Here is an 18835-nt window from a genome sequence, read left to right on the forward strand (position 1 = left end):
GGCGAATATGATGATCCGAATGTATGGATGGAGTATAAGATCGAAGAAAAATAGAATGAATTTGGATAATTCAAAGTACCTTCGTTCAACACCGTGTTCCTGCTTCGCGTCTATCACCGCTCGGTTTGCCAGAAGGATATAAAGGAAGAGCAGATAAAGGCAGACGCGATTCCCCTAAGATAGCGTCAGGAAACCAAAAACGTTATAAGAAATCCCCGAAAAACCTTTTTTTTCATGCAGAGAGAGGATGAGGCCGACAAAGTATCTTTGAACACTGTTTGAATATAAAGTTCTATAGAGCGTGGGAAGGTAAGAAGTTTTCGAAGTAAGGCGTTTATTTTTTTTACCGAACAATATCTGTATGAGAATCTCATTAATCATAATATGAAAAACGGACATCGGCCTGAATGGCCGTAGGGCGAGATATGGGTTCTGGGTGATTCGCCAGCCGTTTCTTTGCTGCTTGATGATCAAGCATTTGATTATGACTGGATAGGCACCGGAAATAGCTCCTATGTGCTACATAACTAGACCGGGTAACAGAAAAATACGCGTATATCGGGGTGTAGATTCACGTTTCATTCTGGAGGATTTCTATGCTAAGTTGACTCTGTTTGCACTTGCTGAATCAGTAAGAGGATAGCAGACAGGCTCTTTATGTCCGATGGGCATGACGAATTCCGGTCTCCGAAATTTTTTTACGGGCGGAATGAACGAAACGGAGGGTCTGAACGTCTTATCTTCATAATGAATCCAGTGAAACAAATGGAGGTAATCACTATGTCACGTACGATTGAATTTACCGGAGAAAAGCTTGTTCTTCACCTCACGGGTCTAACCGTCGCTGCCGCTTTGAAAAGGAATGTCGAAGTACCTTATTCTTCGATCCGGAGTGTAGCTGTCGAGGATTTTAAAGTGTCCTTGTTGAAAATCAGGATCGGCACATCGATTGCGGACATCCGCGAGGGCCGCTTCCTGATCGGCGACCGCTGGTGTTTCATTTCCTACGAAAATCATAAAAATGTCGTCGTCCTAGAATTGGAGGACCACGAGTTCGGCAAGGTCGTGTTCCAGATGGAGAACCCGGAGGAAATCAGGGAGCGTATTCTGGAGAAAATGTCAGGCTGACATCATTAAGGAACTGCAGCGGCAGCTCCTTTCTTCATACACAAAAACGAGGCAACCCGGATAAATGGACTGCCTCGCTCGATTGCCGTTATGCAATTACTTGCTGCAAAATGATATAGCCGTAAGCTGGCAGTGATACTTTCAACTCACCGTTGGCATGGCTTGTAAACGTCGATCCGGCGGCAAGAGTGCTTGTGCTGGAGAGGAGCGTCGTCCAAGTGGATACGCCACCACCCTCTACTGTCGCTGTCGCCGCGATGGTCTTTGCAGCTGCGCTCGACGCCGCTGTCGATGTCGAAGCGTCACTCGCCGCTCCGGCATCTGCTTCTATCTCAGCGTCATTGGCTGCCGCACTGCTTACAAAGCCAGTGAAAGCGACTGTGTGCGGCTCAGCGCCGCTATCTGCCGGCGCCGCCTCAACCGTGAAGCGCAAGTCAGCCGCTGCGCCGCGCGCATTCAGCGCGATGAGCAGGCGCTGATTGCCGTCGCGGCGCTCATACACCAAAGTGCCGTCCGCTTCACCGACGTGCACGAAGCGAATATTCGCGCTGCGAAGCGCCCTATAGCGGTGGCGAAGTCCAATCGCCTCCGTATAGAACTGCAGCAGCTCACGGTTTTGCTCCGCCGGGTCCCAAACCATACATTTGCGGCAGCCGGGATCGCCGCCGCCGTTAATACCTACTTCATCGCCATAATATATACAAGGGGTTCCCGGGTAGGTCAGCTGGAACAATGACGAAAGCTTCATCGCATCGGTGTTATCGGCGCATATTGTGAGCAACCGCGGAGTGTCATGACTGTCCAGCAGATTGAAAGCCGTCTCCGTAACCTGCTGCGGATATGCGGCAAGCTGCGCGCCGATCGCATCGGTGAATGCCTTCGCGTCAATCGTTTGATGTGCGAAGAAATCGAGCACCGCATTCGTGAACGGATAATTCATGACGGCGTCGAATTGGTCGCCCTGCAGCCACATCATGGAGTCATGCCATATTTCGCCCAAAATGTACGCTTCCGGATTTACGGACTTCACCGTATGCCGGAATTCGCGCCAAAATTGATGGTCTACCTCATTGGCGACATCGAGCCGCCAGCCGTCAATACCGATTTCCTCGATCCAGTAACGTGCGACTTCCAGTAAATATTGCTTCACTTCAGGATGCTCGGTATTAAGCTTCGGCATTAACGGTTCGAAAGCAAAGGTCTCGTAAGTCGGAACGCCTTCAATGACTTGGAGCGGCCATTCCCGCACATGGAACCAATCCGCGTACTTCGATTGTTGGCCGTTAATTTGCGCATCAACGAACGGAGGAAATGTTTTGCCGGAATGATTGAATACCGCATCCAGCAATACTCGGATACCTCGCGTATGACAGGCGTCAACCAATTCCTTCAGCTTCTCGTTCGTGCCGAAATGCGGATCCACCTTCATATAGTCCTGCGTGTCATACTTATGATTCGTCGTCGCCTCGAATAGAGGCGTGAAATAGACGGCATTGATGCCGAGCCCGGCAATGTGATCCAAGTGTTCGATAACGCCCTGCAGATCTCCGCCAAAAAAGTTCTGAGGCGTCGGCTCGCCGCCCCAAGGTTCTACGTTCTTAGGATTGAGCGACGGGTCGCCGTTCGCGAACCGCTCCAGGAATATTTGATAGAAGACAGCGTCCTTCACCCAAGCCGGCGGTTCAAACACATCGACCGGATTGATGTACGGGAAATCGAAAAATGAGTTCGGATTGTCCGGCAAAGTAAGCTCGAAGCCCTTGTCCGTAAGCAAAATCGTTTCATCGCCGTCCGTTAAGCGAAACGCATAGCGAAGGCGGCGAAACGGCGGGATAACAGCGGTTTCCCAGTAGTCGAACAGCGTGTCGGTGGAGAAGATTCGCATGCCGATGGTCATAACCGTCTGATCCCAGGCGTATTTATCTCCGACGATCGCTTCGACAGCAGTGACGTCATCCTTTTTTGTGCGTAACCGAATGTGCAGCGTCTTGCCATCATAGGCGTATGCCCAGTTTTGCTTCGGCCGGTGATATACCGCTTCTAATAACATGTTTCCATCGCTCCTTAAAGGTGGTGTGGAAAAGCTCAAGGAAAACGCGAAAAAAGGTACAACCTCTGCTCATAAAAGCCGAGGTTGTACCTTTTCCCATTAAATGTTCAGGCGCCGCTCACGCGAGGCATATGATGAACAATGGTTGCGGTAGCATTGCCTTTTTATTTTATCTCTCAACAAAATTATTATACATAATTTGCACGTTTTGTACTAGTCTGTTTGGAAAAAAAGTTTAGGCGTGAACCGATTCATGCGCTTGCGATTCCAAGAAACGTTCGCAATCGAGAGCTGCCATACAGCCGCTGCCTGCCGCCGTAATTGCCTGGCGGTAGGTGCGGTCTTGAACGTCTCCGCATGCGTATACGCCTGGGATATTCGTCTCCGATGTTCCCGGCTTCACAATAATGTAGCCTTGCTCGTCGGTATCGATTTGGCCGCCAAGGAAGCCCGTGTTAGGCGTGTGACCGATCGTTACGAATACGCCGTCGGCTTCGAGCAGCTCTTCCTCGCCCGTTTCATTATTGCGTACTTTCAACCCTTTCAAGCCCATGCCCGAAGCGGTAACTTCAAGCGGTGTACGGTTCAAGCTCCAAACGATTTTGTCGTTGGCGCGAGCGCGGTCCTGCATGATTTTCGAAGCGCGCAAATCCTCGCGGCGATGAACAAGCCGAACCTCGGAAGCGAAGCGTGTGAGGAACACCGCTTCCTCCATAGCGGAGTCGCCGCCGCCGACTACGATAATCTTTTTGCCGCGGAAGAAAAAGCCGTCGCACGTTGCGCAAGTGCTTACGCCGCGCCCGATATTTTCTTGCTCGCCCGGTATGCCGAGATATTTGGCCGATGCGCCAGTCGAGATAATGATCGACTCCGCTTGCATCTCGCCGATGCCCTCAACGTTGAGCGTGTATGGACGCTTGCTGAAGTCCACGCTTTTGACAGAGCCGGTTTTAAAGGTCGCGCCGAACCGCTGCGCTTGCTTACGCATGTTGGACATGAGCTCGCTGCCCAAAATCCCTTCAGGAAAACCGGGGAAGTTCTCAACCTCTGTCGTAGTTGTCAGCTGGCCGCCCGGCTGCCACCCTTCGATGACGAGCGGCTCCATGTTCGCGCGGGCCAAGTAAATAGCAGATGTCAAGCCGGCAGGTCCTGTACCGATAATAATCGTTTTGTATATCATATATATCCTCCATTCGGAAAGTGATTGAGATAATAAATACTACTTTAAAATTATTATAAACTAACCTTTATGTCAATATCGTTCATGTAACGTTCATGTTGGTGTTATATCCTTAAAGCAACGACTTCATAGGTCGGAATTAAGGAACAAAAAGACTTCTCGCGCGATCAGCTCATCGAGCAAATATGGGGAATGGATTACGAGGGTGACGAGCGGACGGTCGATGTGCATATTAAAAGGCTGCGCGACCGTTTTTCCAGGAGACCTACGATTTTCGTATCGTGACGATTCGCGGACTCGGTTACCGGTTGGAGGAGTTGGCATGATTCGCAGCTTGTACGTACGAATTACAGCTACTTTTCTTATTATTGTGCTCATAAGTATTGGAGTAGCCTTTCTATTTACGAATCAGCTGTTCAAACGGGACGCCAGAGGACAGCTGCCTGACCAGCTTCATAAATCCATTGACCGGATCGAACAGATGTATGCCGTATCGGAGCCGACCTCGATGAAGCAATTTTTGGAAGAAATGTCGTCGCTGCAAGGCCTGTCAATTATAGCTGTAAACAGCTCGAATCGGCTTGTGGAGGTTGGCGAGCGAAGCGGTACGATGGTGGAGAGCCTTACATACGAGCAGCTTACCAGAGTTTTTCGTGGCGGCAGGGTAAGGCTGGACTTGTTGGATCAGGAGGAAGGCGAACCGGCATCGCCGCCTGCTGTCGGCAGGCTCGTGAAATTCGGAAACGAGAACTGGGTGTTATTCGTCCAGCCTAACCGTTTCCCGCAAAACAGCAACTTTATATGGACGGCAGTCACGCTTCTCGTTAATCTGCTCGTGGTCGGCTGCATACTTATATTAGTAGCTGCCCGTTATTTGGTAAGACCGCTCAAAATGATGACGGATGCAGCGACCCGGATGACCGAAGGGGATTTTACCGTCCGCTTGCCGGTAAGGTGCGGCGATGAGCTGGGCGAGCAGGCCGAGAGCATGAACCGGATGGCGCTTGGCTTGTCCCGGCTTGAAATGATACGTCAGGATTTTGTATCTAACGTGTCGCATGAGATTCAGTCGCCGCTTACGTCTATTGGAGGCTTCGCCGAAGCGCTGCGGAGCGAAGAGGTGACGAATGCCGAGCGGGACCGTTATGTCAGCATTATTAAGCAAGAGAGCACGAGGCTGTCCCGTTTAAGCGAAAATTTACTCAATCTGGCGTCGCTTGACTCGCAGCAGCATCCTTTTCATCCTAAGCTGTACCGGTTGGATCGTCAGTTGCGCGATGTCGTACTCTCGTGCGAGCCGCATTGGCTGACCAAAAGGCAAACGGTTTAGCTGCTAATGGAGGAAACGTTTATTACGGCAGACGAGGATCAGCTAAGACAGGTTCGCGCTTGAACCGAACGCTGACCAGCTCGCCGGAGCGAGCTTTATCGTACGGCTTCCGCTTCAGGCGCCTCAGCTATAAGCAGCAATTGCCGCCTAAATTCAATAGCAGCGTACTCATCTCGGTTGGCATAATTTTGCCAAAAAGGTTATGATGTAGGAATTATAAATAGCTAATTTGATGTTGAGGGAGCGTTATGCGGATGGAAAAGCGGATACGAAAAGCAATTATTCCCGCAGGGGGATTAGGCACACGATTTTTGCCAGCTACGAAAGCGCAGCCGAAGGAAATGCTTCCGATCATCGATAAACCGGCGATTCAATATATTGTGGAAGAAGCCGTGGAATCCGGTATTGAAAGCATCATTATTGTAAGCGGGCGCAATAAGCGGGCTATTGAAGACCATTTTGACAAATCAGCCGAATTGGAAGCAGAGCTTGAGGAGCGGGGCAACGAGGAGATGCTGGTGATGGTCCGGGAAATCTCCCAGCTGGCGGACATTTATTATGTTCGACAGAAGGAGCCGCTCGGGCTTGGGCATGCGGTATTATGCGCCCGGCGCTTCATCGCTGACGAGCCGTTCGCGGTATTGCTCGGCGATGATATTTTGAAATCCGATCCGCCCTGTCTGCGCCAGATGATCGATGTATACGAGCAGCAGCAATCTTCCGTTGTCGCGGTGATGGAAGTGCCTTGGGATCAGACACATAAGTATGGGATTGTCGATATTGAAGCAGGCCAAAAGGTTGCCCGAGTGCGTGATATTATAGAGAAGCCTGCTCCAGGGCAAGCGCCTTCTAATTACGCGGTTGTAGGCCGTTATGTGCTCGATCCGGTCATCTTCGATTTACTCGAGCATGCTAGGCCTGGTAAAGCCGGAGAGATTCAATTAACCGACAGCTTGCAGCAGCTGAATCGTATTGCGGCGTTATCGGCGTACCGTTTTGACGGGCGGAGGCATGATGTCGGCGACAAGCTCGGCTTTGTGCAGGCAACTATCGATTTTGCGCTTGAACGGTCAGATCTTGCCGATGATGTCCGGCGCTATTTAAGTGAACGGCTGAAGGAAACGTACTCATAACCACGTATGAACAGCTGAAGGAAACGTACGATAAGCACATATTGCTAGATGGGCCGCCTTTGGGCGGCTCTTTTGTTTTAGGTATCTCTTTTACGCGCAAGCTTCCTTTATTTGCTCATTCGAGGTTTGTTCTGAAAAGGAAGGGATTAAGTCAATTGTGCCAACTTAAAAATCAGGTCGCTGCAGCCATAAATTCGAAATTAGTATTATAAAATCGAATTAAACAGCGCTAGCTTAGCCGATTCATGATTAAGGTGCAAAACTGCACCTTATGTTGCCCTGGCGGCCGTATTGTAGAGAATAAGGTGCATAACTGTACCTTATTTCAAATCTGTTTTGGGCGTTGTACCCGATCCAACCCACCTCACTTCATGACGATACCTGATTTATGGACAAAAGATGTTTGCCTCTTCATTTCCCACTAATTTTAAATGGAGATCATTTACTTTTTCGTATAGAATAGATAGTTGTGTATAGAGAGAATGAGTGACTGGGAGATGAACGGAAGTGTATTGCCATCATTGCGGGAAAAAGCAGACTGCAGATGCCGTATATTGCAGTCAATGCGGCAGGCAGCTCCTAGACGAGGATGCCGATGCTGCTATAGGCTCTGAGATGGCCGCCGGCCTATCGGAAACAGCCGCATCAATAGAGACTTCAATAGAGACCGAACCTTCAAATAGAGAAACGATTGTACCAAACGGGTCCCGGAAGCAGAGCGGCGGAGGTTCTGCATGGACATGGTTGACGCCTATAGCGCTTGCTGTCGTTACGGCTTCTTCGGTATTTACTTACTATATTTATCAGTCGGGAATAAATGATGAAGTGATCAAGCTGCAAACGCAAGCGAAGACGGAAGCACTCGCTGGCAAGTATGCGGAAGCGCTGGCAACGCTTAAGGAAGCGGCAGATGCCCGGCCGGGTTTTGCTGCGATACAGGCGGATGCGGCAATTGTCGCGCACGCTGCGGAGCTGGAGCAGTCTGTTGCGGCTGCAGGCAAGAAGCTCGAGGAGCAGAAGCTAAGTGAAGCGGAGCAGACGCTCGAGCAGGTAAAGGATGGGCTGAAGGGTCATAGTGAGCCGGTATATGCAAAGGTGAAGGAGCAGCTGGAAGCGTGCAGTTTGAAGCATAGCGTGATGAAGCTGAAGGAGGAGCTGGCAGAGCTGAAGACGGTGGATGAGCTTGCTGCAAAGCTTAACGTCGCGAATCATTTAGATGGTGAAGAGGCGGCTGCTATCCGGGAACAGTTTGTGGCGAAAATCGTTGACGTAAGCTATTCGGAAGCAGAAGCGCTGCTGGAACAAAGAAATTATACGGACGCGCTGGACGTGACGGCCAGAGCGCTTGCTTTTGCCAAGGATGATGAACGTTTGACCGCGCTGGAGAAGCGAATTAACCAAGAACAGGCGCAATATGAGAAAACAGAGCAGCAGCGGCTGGAGCAGGCGATGCAAAAAGCGGCGGAAGAGGATTTGAAAAATCAGACGGCAGCCGTGGAGGTCGTTCATATAGAGACGACGCTTGATGAATTTGGTGACCTTACGATAGAAGCTGAGCTGAAAAATGGAGCTACACGGCCGATTTATTCGGTTACGGTTGAATATACCGTCTATGACTCCAATGGGCTTGAAGTAGGCTCGGGCAAGGCTGAGGCAAGCCCGAATTACATTGAGCCGGGTGAGAAGATGAGCTTTACCGGAACGGTTTATGGCGTTCATGTTGAAAATACGAATGTAGTCGTTGATCATGCAACGTGGTACTTGGATTAAGGGGGAGATGAGATGAATAAACGAATTTGGATCAGCGTCATCGCATCTGCTTTTATTGTATGTGGAGGATTTGGAGCGGCTCTGGCTGTCCATACGGAGGTGCCAAGCCGGCTTACGGGTAAGCCGATGATCGCTGTTGCCGAGCCGGGAAAGGCGAAGCCGCTTAAGGATATTATTTTTGAGACGCAAAAGCTTGTCGTCATGATTGAGACGGATGACGGATCGCAAGGCTCAGGTTTTCTATATAATCTGGATGGTGATTTGATCACGAATGCGCACGTCGTTGCCGGTTCCCGCAAAGTAAAAATTAAGACGGCTGACGCGCGCGAGCTGGATGGCGAGGTCATCGGCATTAGCACGGAGACGGATGTGGCCGTCGTTCGTGTTCCCGGCCTGGCAGGTACGGAGCCGCTGCAGATTTCGCGTGACGAGAAGGCTGAAGTGGGGGACGAGGTGCTGGCTGTCGGCAGTCCGCTGGGATTTCAAAATACGGTAACGACCGGTATTATTAGCGGGTTAGGCAGAAGCTTTGAAATTGAGCCCTATCTTTATTCGGATTTGTATCAAATCTCGGCGCCGATCGCACCCGGAAACAGCGGCGGGCCGCTCGTCGACCAGAAAACGGGAGAGGTGCTCGGTATTAACTCGGCCGGCTATGAGCAAGGCTCGATCGGCTTCAGCATTCCTATTGCTAACGTTATTACGATTGCAGAGGGTTGGTCTAAGGAGCCCATGGATGAATTGCCGGAGCTTACGTTATCGGAAGAACCGGATAACCTGGATGAAGAAGCGTCTGTTGAAGAGTTCGCCGATTATCTGGTTACTCATTTCTACGACAGCTTAAATAATGCCGATTATGTTTACGCATATTCGCTGCTAGGCGGCAATTGGAAGGAAAGAACGAGCTACGAGAAATTCCGCGAAGGCTACTTAGGGACCCGCAATGTCGTCATTGATAATATGCACGTGAATGACAGCAGAGACGATAAAGCGACTGTCATCGCTATCATTTCAGTGGATGAGCGGGTTAATGGTGAATATGTGCTTAGCAAATATCAAGTGACCTATGAGGTCGGTTATGAAAACGACCAGCTGAAGCTGCTGAGCGGGAAAGGTAAGGCAATTAAGTAGCTTTTATTGCAGGAAAAAGAGCAAGAACGAATCGTCCGGGGGAGACGAATGGTTCTTGCTCTTATATTTCACCGCGAAACATAAGCTGCGCCTCCAAAGGACGGCAACAGCCGTTTGCGCTTGCCATATAGTCTAATTTTCTTCTATTCCTTCTTCTATTTCTTCTTCATCCACACGATAGAACGGATTGTAGATGAGCTGAAGGGCAACGGAGTCATTGCGCTGAACCGGGTAATTAAGCAACGACGGCGGAAGGACACGGCCATTGAGCTGCAGCTGATAGCTTATATTGCCGCCGATCGGTACGCCGCTGACGGAAGCAATTTGACCATTGAAGGTGAAACGAATGACACCTGTACCAGCAAGAGCCTGATAAATCGTTAAGCCTGGACGGAAAGGAACACGATATGCCTGCGTTACATTAGGGAACGTTCTTCCGCCGTTAATGACGACCGTTACAAAAAATGGCTGCCCCGGGAACGGAAATGGTACCGGATAAGGAACCGGGTACGGGAATGGGAACGGAAACGGCGGCGGTGGCGGCGGGAACGGCCCTGGTCCTGGAGGGAATGGCCCTGGTCCTGGAGGGAACGGCCCTGGTCCTGGAGGGAACGGTCCCGGCCCTGGAGGGAACGGCCCTGGTCCTGGAGGGAACGGCCCTGGCCCTGGAGGGAATGGCCCTGGCCACGGCGGGAACGGCCCTGGTCCCGGGAACATTCCTGGTCCTGGGAACATGCCTGGCCCACCCGGTCCGCCTTGTCCAGGCATGAGCATGCGCGGTCCACCGCAGCCGCAATCGCTGCCTGCACGTGCCAATTGCCGCTGATTCGCGGCAATTTGTTGCTCGTTAGCGTGATCGTAAGTATACTCCATGCAAGCACTCAATCTCCTTCACGAAACAAATTAGGCATATATCCTGATGTATCCTATGCGGCATATGCCTATCGGGTGTACGGAAGGATTGATGAATACGGAAACGGCTGTTACTCATCTATTTACGTTGAACTATTAGCATTGAATAAAATGAAAAGGAAAAGCTCCGTCTATTTTTCATGTTACGATGTTTGTGTTTGAGTTAACGGGAATTTCTCCCTCTGATTCGGCACGTAGCCCGCTCAAAAGTGGTTTTTTGTTAGATTAGCGGGAGATTTTCCAGTAAAATATCGGCCAACACAAAAACGGCGCTGCCTCATGAGAGGACAGCGCCGTTCTAGATAAACGATATTATTTTACAGCTGCTTCGTAACGTTTGCTCACTTCATCCCAGTTAACTACGTTCCAGAACGCCGCGATGTAGTCAGGGCGTTTGTTTTGGTAGTTCAGGTAGTAAGCGTGCTCCCAAACGTCCAGTCCGAGGATTGGCGTTTCGCCTTCCATGATCGGGCTGTCTTGGTTAGGCAAGCTGTATACTTTCAATTTGCCGTTTGCAACTGCAAGGAAAGCCCAGCCGCTGCCGAAACGGGTTGCAGCTGCCTTTGCGAAGTCAGCTTTGAAAGTATCAAAGCCGCCAAGCTCGCTTTCGATTGCCGCTGCAAGAGCGCCAGTTGGTGCTCCGCCAGCGTTTGGTCCGATAGTTTCCCAGAACAGGCTGTGGTTAGCGTGTCCGCCGCCGTTGTTGCGGACAGCAGTACGGATAGCTTCAGGAACGCTAACTAGATCGGAGATCAATTCTTCGATCGATTTGTTTTGCAATTCAGGAGCGGATTCAAGAGCTGCATTAAGGTTAGTAACGTATGCATTATGGTGACGACCGTGGTGGATTTCCATTGTAGTCGCATCGATGTGCGGCTCAAGTGCGTTGTGCGCGTAAGGCAAAGCAGGTAATTGATGTGCCATTGTAACAGCCTCCTAATTATATGTAGTTATCCAAAACCATTATCCCTTATCCGATCGAATAAATCAACATTATTGTTTCAAAAGTCGGGGAATAGATTTTTAATCGCTTTAACCTGCAATAGGGTATCTCACCGGCTCTAAAATTATGCGAAAAGTGAAGACGTTAACCTAGATTTAACAAAAAAAGCGACAAAATGAATGAAAGCGCTTAATATTAAGCGCTTTCAGGAGATAATCGATGATTTCTTCAATTTTTTTAAGGAATATTAAAGATACAAGCAGGATTTCGTTAAATTTTGTCGTAATATATATTAAATGCAGCACTATGACATGGTATAGAAGGTGTAAATTTAATGAATGTTCGTTCCTTCCAGTTGTCCGATTACAGACCAATTACAGCACTGCTTGAAGATGTTCTTACTGAAGACTGCTACGAACAAACGATGGAAGCTTTTGCCCGCCAATTGTCATGGGACAGTGATTTAGTGTTAGTCGCTGTCGAACATTCAGAGATTGTCGGCATGATTATCGGTACGATTGATAATAACAAAGGTTATTATTATCGAATTGCAGTATCACCTCTCCATCAAAGGAAAGGGATCGGCAAAGCGCTCGTTCAAGCATTACGCCAACGCTTCGAGCAACGTCATGTCACAAAGATATTAATTACCGCGGACGAGCACAATGAGCCGGTTTTGCCGCTGTATGAGTCGATGGGGTACGCCGCAAACGACTTCTTCAGAGCTTTTCAGAAACTAGCTATTGTTACAGGTTAACGCGAACTTTACTGCATTATGAATTGTCGCAGGGCATATCTGCATCGCCATTGCTTTTGGCGGTGAGATATGCTTTTCTTATTACTATATACTTTTACAAGGAGAACGGGATGGAACGATATCGGCACTTTGTCATCAAAAGCTTCAAACATAACGGTCACATTCACCGTACATGGCAGCAGAATTGGCTGGTTCCGGATGGGCTGCTGGCTGCTGAGCATAGAGCGGAAGCCATGACTGTTCTCATTAACCGTCAAACGCCGATTCAAGAATCCGACGGGAAAATATGGATAAGCCGCGTTCCTGCAGTCTCCTTTTTTATACCAGGCAAGTGGTTTAATGTCGTTGCGTTGCTGGAGGAGGGGGGCGTTCGTTATTATTGTAACGTCGCTTCTCCGCCTTATTTGCAAGGGGATGTATTGACATATATCGATTACGATTTAGATGTTATCCGCACGGCGGATGGCGAACGGTTCGTTGTCGATCAAGACGAATACGAGCTGCATAAAGCAGCCTATCACTATCCAAAAATGGTTAATGACAAGGTTCAGGAGGGGCTTGATGCGCTTCTGCTAAGGATCGATCAAGGACAGGCCCCTTTTCAGGATAATCAAGTCATTCTCTATTATGAGGAATGGCTGAGACATAATGATGAGGTGAATGCATGAGCTTGCTTGAACGGGATATGGAATTGGACGAGAAGAAGGCAGGTAAGGACAGTCCGTCTTCTATGGAGTCATCCACTAATCGTTCCGAATGGCGCACAGAGCTGTTTGATTGGCTAAAAACTTTTGCGATCGCTTTTGCAGTCGTAATGGTTTTGCATTTTTTCGTGTTTAACCTGTCGACTGTTGAGGGACACTCCATGGAACCGACGCTAACGGAGAACGAGTGGCTGTTCGTCAATAAATGGGCTTATCTTGTCGGCAAGCCGAAGGTTGGGGATGTCGTTATTTTGAAGGAGCCGGATACGGGCGCTAAAGAGAAGAAGTTTCTTGTTAAAAGGGTAGTCGGCGTTCCCGGAGACCGGATTCAAATTCATAACAAGCGTCTGTACCGAAACGGCGAGCTGGTGGAAGAGCCTTACACAGATTCTTTAATCGAAGATATGAGCTACGGGCCGGAAGTGATCAGTGAAGGACATTATTTCGTTATGGGAGATAACCGGCATGCAAGGGCCAGCTTGGACAGCAGGTCATTTCACGCCGTTCCGGATGAGCTGATTAACGGCAGAGCCGATTATATATTGTGGCCTTACAAAGAATTCAGAGCGCTTTAGGGATTGCTTACGAAGCTAGGTTTGCATTCGCAAACCTTTTAGGAGGATTAACGATGAAGGACGTTATGATCTATACGGACGGCGCTTGCTCCGGCAATCCGGGACCAGGCGGCTGGGGAGCGGTTTTGTTTTTTGGGGCTCATCAGAAGGAGATCTCAGGAGGCGAGAAGCATACGACGAACAACCGGATGGAAATTCAAGCGGTTATCGAAGGGCTGAAGCTGCTGAAGGAGCCTTGCCAGGTAAAGGTGTACAGCGATTCGGCTTATGTCGTTAATTGTTTCCAGAAGGGCTGGATTAACGGCTGGCTGCGCAACGGGTGGAAAAACAGCAAAAAGGATCCGGTCGAAAACCAGGATTTGTGGAAAGAGCTTTGGGAGCTTATGAATAAGCATAAGGTTGAATATGTGAAGGTAAAGGGCCACAGCGACAATGAGTGGAACAATCGCTGTGACGAGCTTGCTCGTGAAGCGATCAAAAGGTTGTAAACGATGACAGACCGGTGGGCAAAGCTGAAGGAAGAAATGATTCAGGCAGCACCTAGCCTTGGCATAGATAAAATCGGAGTCGCTTCCGCCGATCCGTTCGTTTCATTAAAGCAAGTATTGCTTCGCCATCGCGAGCTGGGGAGGGAGTCCGGTTTTGAGGAGCCGGACATTGAGAAACGGACGAATCCTGCGCTTTTATTCGAGAATCCGCAATCTATTATTGCAATTGCAATTGCATATCCGTCGAAGCTGACGAATCCTCCAAAGTCCGAGCCTGGGGCAAGACGGGGGATTTTGTCGCGTTCAGCTTGGGGAGAGGATTACCACCGCGTGCTGCGCGACCGGCTGGCGAGGCTTGAGGCGTGGCTGCGCGAGCGTGTTCCGGAGCTGCGTGCGGAAAGTATGGTCGATACAGGCGCTTTGTCCGATCGTGCCGTCGCCGAGCGTGCGGGTATCGGCTGGAGCGCGAAAAACTGCGCTGTCATTTCGCCGGAGCTGGGCTCATGGATTTACCTTGGCGAGATGATTACGAATATACCGTTTGCGCCGGACGAGCCTGTAACAGAAGGTTGCGGCTCATGTACGAAATGTATTGATGCCTGCCCGACGGATGCGCTTGTCGGTCCAGGGCAATTAAATTCCAGCCGGTGCATCTCTTTCGTCACTCAGACGAAGGGCATGGTATCGGACGAGCTAATGCGCAAAATCGGGAACCGATTGTACGGCTGCGATACGTGTCAGACCGTATGCCCGGTTAACCGCGGCAAAAACTGGACGCATCAGCCGGAGCTGCAGCCCGATCCGGAGGTTGTAAAGCCATTGCTCGTGCCATTGCTTACGATTGGCAACAAAGAGTTTCAAGCCAGATACGGCCACACCTCCTCCGCTTGGCGCGGCAAGAAGCCGATCCAACGGAATGCGGTTATCGCCCTCGGCAACTTTAAAGAGGCGAGCGCCGTGCCGGATCTCATTCGCGTGCTCGAGCAGGACTCGCGGCCCGTGCTGAGAGGTACAGCTGCGTGGGCACTTGCGCGAATCGGCGGGGAGCAAGCAAAAGCGGCCCTGCTTTCCGCGTCAGGCAAGGAGAGAGACGAGGAAGTTCGGACATCCATTTCGAATGCGCTTGAGCAAATAGCTGAGCTCCCGAAAAAGTAGTGCAAAAGTACTTAGCTATTCATTGCGAACACAGGGTGAACATGCTATCATGGGAACATTATACACAGCAGGAGATTGGAAGGAGCAGGTGGCGTATATGAATTGGGTTAACATTGTTGTACCTATTGTTACCTTATTGGCAGGAGCAGTCGGGGGCTTTTTTGTAGGCGTTTTCTACCTGCGCAAGCAGCTTGAGAAAATGCAAAACGATCCGGAGATGATTCAGAAAATGGCCAAGCAAATGGGCTATAATCTGAACAAGCAGCAAATGCAAAAAGCGCAGCACATGATGAAAAATCAAAGAATGCCTCGCAAATAAAGGCATGGGTGAGGGAAGCCGGAGGGGGAGAGTTCAGAAATGGCGGGAAGGAAAGATTACGTCAATTCAAAAGTAACGAGCAACCGGGAACAGATTGAGCACCATGTTAGAGAGATCTTAAAGCTCGTTGGCGAAAATGTGGAGCGTGAGGGGCTGCTGGAAACGCCTGCCCGCGTGACACGGATGTATGAGGAAATTTTTGCAGGCTACGAGGTTGATCCCCGTGAGGTGCTTGGCGTATCGTTCGATGAGCAGCACGAGGAGCTTGTCATTGTGAAGGATATTGTCTATTACAGCCAATGTGAGCATCATATGGCCCCATTCTTCGGGAAAGTGCATATCGGTTACATTCCTAGCGGCAAAATCGCGGGACTCAGCAAGCTGGCACGCCTTGTTGAGGCGATCACGCGACGCCTTCAGGTACAGGAGCGAATTACTTCTCAAATCGCGGATATCATGGATGAAGAGCTGAAGCCGAATGGCGTTATGGTCGTCGTTGAGGGAGAGCATTTGTGCATGTGCGCACGCGGCGTGAAGAAGCCGGGCAGCAAGACTGTCACATCGGCTGTCCGTGGCGAATTCCGCACCAGCTCGGCGCTCCGCTCGGAATTTCTTGCCTTGTTAAAGCAGTAGAATGGTTAAAAAGTCCGCCTGGAGACAGCTCCGTGCGGACTTTTTTATTGCTTAGGAAATTTTGCACACTAGGAATTATGGTTGAGCTAGTATGCATTTTTAGCCGGACCCTCCTTAAGGCTGGCAACAATGAGGCAACATCATTGTTTTGTGAGGTAAACCTCACTCATTTCGTTGTCTTTCGTAAAACCGCCGTAAGCATTTCCATGCAGCAGCTGAGTTCTTAATAAGGCACCCAAACCAGTCTGCGCGCCTCCTCGAACCGTTCGTTTACATAAGGCCAATTGACGACGTTCCACCAAGCCTTCACATATTCCGGACGTCTGCTCTGGTACTTCAAATAGTAAGCATGCTCCCATACATCGAGCGGGAGCAGGGGGATAACGTCCCATTGCGACAGGTTCTGGTGCTTCTCAGCCGTTAAAATTTCCAGCCGTCTGCTGCGCGGACTCCAGACGAGTATAGCCCAGCCGCCGCCCTCGACCTTGGCCGCCGCCTCGCTGAATTGCTTTTTAAATGCAGCATAGCTGCCAAAATCATTTCGGATTTGTTCACCGATTGTTCCTGTTGCTTCGCCGCCGCCGAAAGGCGACATGACATTCCAGAACAACGTATGCAAATAATGGCCGGCACCGTTAAAGGCGAGTTCGCGCTCCCAATGCTTCACGAGGTCAAAATTGCCGGTATCCCGGGCGATCTGAAGCTGCGTCTCCGCTTTATTAAGTCCGTCGACGTAGGATTGGTGGTGAATATCATGATGGATTCTCATCGTTTGCTCATCGATATACGGCTCAAGCGCATCATATGCATAAGGCAGCGGGGGCAGTGTATGTCCTCCGATCGGCACTTGCTGGAGCGGAGGCCGCTGCTCCCGGTTGCCGGGACTGTTCGCCGCCTGAAGATATGCGCTCATTAATCCGAGGTAGTAATTGGATTCGCGTATGGAGTGCGTGATAACGGTTCTGGCCATTGCGGGGATAGACGCTGAACTGCTTTGCTCGCAGAGCTGTGTCAGCTGGTCGATATAGGTTCGCGACTGTTCAAGCGATGCATCAATAAGCGATTCAACCGTTTGCTCGGCATGTGTAGGAAGACGGGACGGGTAGGGAAGCCACTCGTCCAGCCATTGATTAGCATAATGTGCGGTATGTGAGAAAACCGGCTCCCAAGACTGGAGCAGCTGTACATATTGGCGGTCGAGACCCGGGGCAGCTTGCAAAATAACGGCGGTATGCTCCTTTTCTTGCATTTTCCAATGGCGAATTAATTCCATAACTCTGATTGGCATAAGTGTTCCATAAACAAAAAGCACGGCCATCGCCTCCTTTGGTCGCAACAATTGCATCTATGCTAGATGTATTCGTCGCTTGAGAGGCTTATGTCGTGCTTTTAGTCTATGCTCTATCTGTTTGCAGCTGCTGATCGACTTGACTTAGAAACAACGCGGCTCTTTGGATGTATTCTCTAGGGTGTACTTTAAACAGCAGCTCGTGCTGGCCATCGGGCACAATCCATGTGCGGGAAAGCTGATTGCCTTGGTCAGCGGCAACTGCTTCAGCTGTCTTGTAGGGAGCCTTCACATCGTTTGTACCGTGAATAACGTAAAGCGGAATGTCATATTCGTTCGAGATGACCTGATCGGCGGGAATGGAGCCAAAGCTTGTTCCCGTCCAAAGCGGAATCAATGATTCAATTAGCGGCAGCGAGAAACGCGGAAGCGTAATAAATTGATTCAAATTATCAAAGAGTGCTTCAGGGCTTGGTATAAACAAGCTGTCTAGTATCATCGCATCAATTTCATCGGTTTGTAGCGCTGCTTGAAGAGCAGTGCCTGCACCCATTGAGAAGCCCCAGACGACGATGTCGTCGGCGCCGCGGGATTTTGCATAATCTACCGCAGCAAGCAGCTGCTGCGACTCCTCGAGGCCGCCTGTGGCCGGTGCTTTGTATTCCTTCGAGGCGTAGCCGTAATCAAACAACAATATATTATAATTCAAGCCGTGCAGCATCTTCGAAAGCTCGTACATCGGCACCCAAGTTTCTTCACGGTTGGCCCCATAGCCATGGCTGAAAACGACGGTACGCACCGATTGCGCAGGCTCGCTCACATCCGCATCCGCCGGAATGAACCAGCCGCTGACAGTCGTATTGCCGCTCTTGCTTGGAAAAACAACATCCTCGTAATCCAAGCCAATGGCTGCTTTCGGATTGGAGGAGAGCGGGGCAACGAATGGATAGGCTAGCATCCACGCAACGTAGCCGTGAAAAATGATGACGGCAAGCAGGCACATGGCAGTCAGGGAGGCGATTGAAGCAACCAGCAAATGCTTGCCGCGGCTTTTCGTTTTTCTAAGAGCAAGGAGGTTGTCTGTACCTGCTAATGGGAACGGCTGAAGGCTTTGCGGAAAGCCGCCTTCCATCGGCAGGGGTGTCATTGTGGTTGAGCTCATGTCGTCATCTCCCTCTGTATGCAGCCGTCTATTTGAAACTAGTCATTTGTGCAGCTGTAAGCGTTTTTATCTTCTAGTACTTTTATCGTATTATGGTCCTATAAGCCTGTCAATTGATGTCGAGGTAATGTTAATCATTTGTAATGTAGCTGTAATGAAAAGAACTTTTCTTTACGT

At 50.0% G+C, this 18835-nt stretch carries 18 protein-coding genes and 1 pseudogene; 13 read left to right on the top strand and 6 right to left on the bottom strand.

From position 1 onward, the window contains the following. Positions 1–780 precede the first annotated feature (780 nt). Positions 781–1128, top strand: coding sequence for a hypothetical protein (locus DFP97_RS00780; RefSeq protein WP_114378074.1), 348 nt, complete (start codon positions 781–783; stop codon positions 1126–1128). Between the two features lie 88 nt (positions 1129–1216). On the opposite strand, the gene DFP97_RS00785 is transcribed toward DFP97_RS00780, so the two are convergent. Next, positions 1217–3178, bottom strand: coding sequence for a glycoside hydrolase family 13 protein (locus tag DFP97_RS00785; protein WP_114378075.1), 1962 nt, complete (start codon positions 3176–3178; stop codon positions 1217–1219). A gap of 235 nt (positions 3179–3413) precedes the next feature. Beyond that, positions 3414–4355, bottom strand: coding sequence for a thioredoxin-disulfide reductase (trxB, locus tag DFP97_RS00790; RefSeq protein WP_114378318.1), 942 nt, complete (start codon positions 4353–4355; stop codon positions 3414–3416). A gap of 153 nt (positions 4356–4508) precedes the next feature. On the opposite strand from trxB, the pseudogene DFP97_RS00795 reads away from it, so the two are divergent. The 5 genes and pseudogenes from DFP97_RS00795 to DFP97_RS00815 form a co-directional block, all read left to right on the top strand. Further along, positions 4509–4684 (top strand): annotated as a pseudogene (locus DFP97_RS00795) (winged helix-turn-helix domain-containing protein); the annotation flags it as partial. Next, complete coding sequence (locus DFP97_RS00800) at positions 4681–5688, top strand: histidine kinase dimerization/phospho-acceptor domain-containing protein (RefSeq protein WP_114378076.1); 1008 nt, start codon at positions 4681–4683, stop codon at positions 5686–5688. The pseudogene DFP97_RS00795 and the gene DFP97_RS00800, both read left to right, overlap by 4 nt. Before the next feature lie 248 nt (positions 5689–5936). After that, positions 5937–6821 (top strand): UTP--glucose-1-phosphate uridylyltransferase GalU, encoded by an 885-nt coding sequence (galU, locus tag DFP97_RS00805; protein ID WP_114378077.1) that lies wholly within the window; start codon positions 5937–5939, stop codon positions 6819–6821. A gap of 507 nt (positions 6822–7328) precedes the next feature. Beyond that, positions 7329–8591, top strand: a complete 1263-nt coding sequence (locus DFP97_RS00810; protein WP_114378078.1) for an FxLYD domain-containing protein — start codon at positions 7329–7331, stop codon at positions 8589–8591. A gap of 12 nt (positions 8592–8603) precedes the next feature. Beyond that, complete coding sequence (locus DFP97_RS00815) at positions 8604–9722, top strand: S1C family serine protease (RefSeq protein ID WP_114378079.1); 1119 nt, start codon at positions 8604–8606, stop codon at positions 9720–9722. Between the two features lie 132 nt (positions 9723–9854). Here the strand turns inward: DFP97_RS00815 and DFP97_RS30520 are convergent, their stop codons facing one another. Continuing rightward, complete coding sequence (locus tag DFP97_RS30520) at positions 9855–10595, bottom strand: hypothetical protein (protein WP_181873301.1); 741 nt, start codon at positions 10593–10595, stop codon at positions 9855–9857. A 351-nt stretch (positions 10596–10946) separates the two neighbouring features. Next, a complete protein-coding gene (locus tag DFP97_RS00825; RefSeq protein WP_114378080.1) occupies positions 10947–11558 on the bottom strand; it encodes a superoxide dismutase in 612 nt (203 codons plus the stop codon). Between the two features lie 353 nt (positions 11559–11911). Between DFP97_RS00825 and DFP97_RS00830 the strand changes: the two genes are divergently transcribed. The 7 genes from DFP97_RS00830 to folE all read left to right on the top strand — a co-directional run bounded on the left by DFP97_RS00830 (position 11912) and on the right by folE (position 16208). Further along, positions 11912–12334: a GNAT family N-acetyltransferase gene (locus DFP97_RS00830; protein WP_114378081.1), complete on the top strand. Its 423-nt coding sequence runs from the start codon at positions 11912–11914 to the stop codon at positions 12332–12334. A 110-nt stretch (positions 12335–12444) separates the two neighbouring features. Next, positions 12445–13002 (top strand): DUF402 domain-containing protein, encoded by a 558-nt coding sequence (locus DFP97_RS00835; RefSeq protein WP_114378082.1) that lies wholly within the window; start codon positions 12445–12447, stop codon positions 13000–13002. Continuing rightward, the gene (gene lepB, locus DFP97_RS00840) at positions 12999–13613 is read left to right on the top strand and encodes a signal peptidase I (RefSeq protein ID WP_245975793.1); all 615 of its coding nucleotides are present in this window, start codon (positions 12999–13001) and stop codon (positions 13611–13613) included. The genes DFP97_RS00835 and lepB overlap by 4 nt, the downstream gene beginning before the upstream one ends. Before the next feature lie 53 nt (positions 13614–13666). After that, positions 13667–14101, top strand: coding sequence for a ribonuclease HI (gene rnhA / locus DFP97_RS00845; RefSeq protein ID WP_114378083.1), 435 nt, complete (start codon positions 13667–13669; stop codon positions 14099–14101). 3 nt (positions 14102–14104) lie between these two features. After that, a complete protein-coding gene (gene queG, locus DFP97_RS00850; RefSeq protein WP_114378084.1) occupies positions 14105–15256 on the top strand; it encodes a tRNA epoxyqueuosine(34) reductase QueG in 1152 nt (383 codons plus the stop codon). A gap of 97 nt (positions 15257–15353) precedes the next feature. Beyond that, positions 15354–15575 (top strand): YneF family protein, encoded by a 222-nt coding sequence (locus tag DFP97_RS00855; RefSeq protein WP_114378320.1) that lies wholly within the window; start codon positions 15354–15356, stop codon positions 15573–15575. 39 nt (positions 15576–15614) lie between these two features. After that, positions 15615–16208, top strand: coding sequence for a GTP cyclohydrolase I FolE (gene folE, locus DFP97_RS00860; protein WP_114378085.1), 594 nt, complete (start codon positions 15615–15617; stop codon positions 16206–16208). Positions 16209–16431: 223 nt separating this feature from the next. Here the strand turns inward: folE and DFP97_RS00865 are convergent, their stop codons facing one another. Both DFP97_RS00865 and DFP97_RS00870 read right to left on the bottom strand, forming a co-directional pair. Beyond that, on the bottom strand, positions 16432–17520 hold the full coding sequence (locus tag DFP97_RS00865) for a Fe-Mn family superoxide dismutase (protein ID WP_114378086.1): 1089 nt from the start codon (positions 17518–17520) through the stop codon (positions 16432–16434). An 82-nt stretch (positions 17521–17602) separates the two neighbouring features. Next, positions 17603–18658, bottom strand: a complete 1056-nt coding sequence (locus tag DFP97_RS00870) for an alpha/beta hydrolase (protein WP_114378087.1) — start codon at positions 18656–18658, stop codon at positions 17603–17605. Positions 18659–18835: the final 177 nt, after the last annotated feature.

The sequence above is a fragment of the Paenibacillus prosopidis genome (genome assembly GCF_003337375.1).
Classification (GTDB): Bacteria; Bacillota; Bacilli; order Paenibacillales; family Paenibacillaceae; genus Pristimantibacillus; species Pristimantibacillus prosopidis.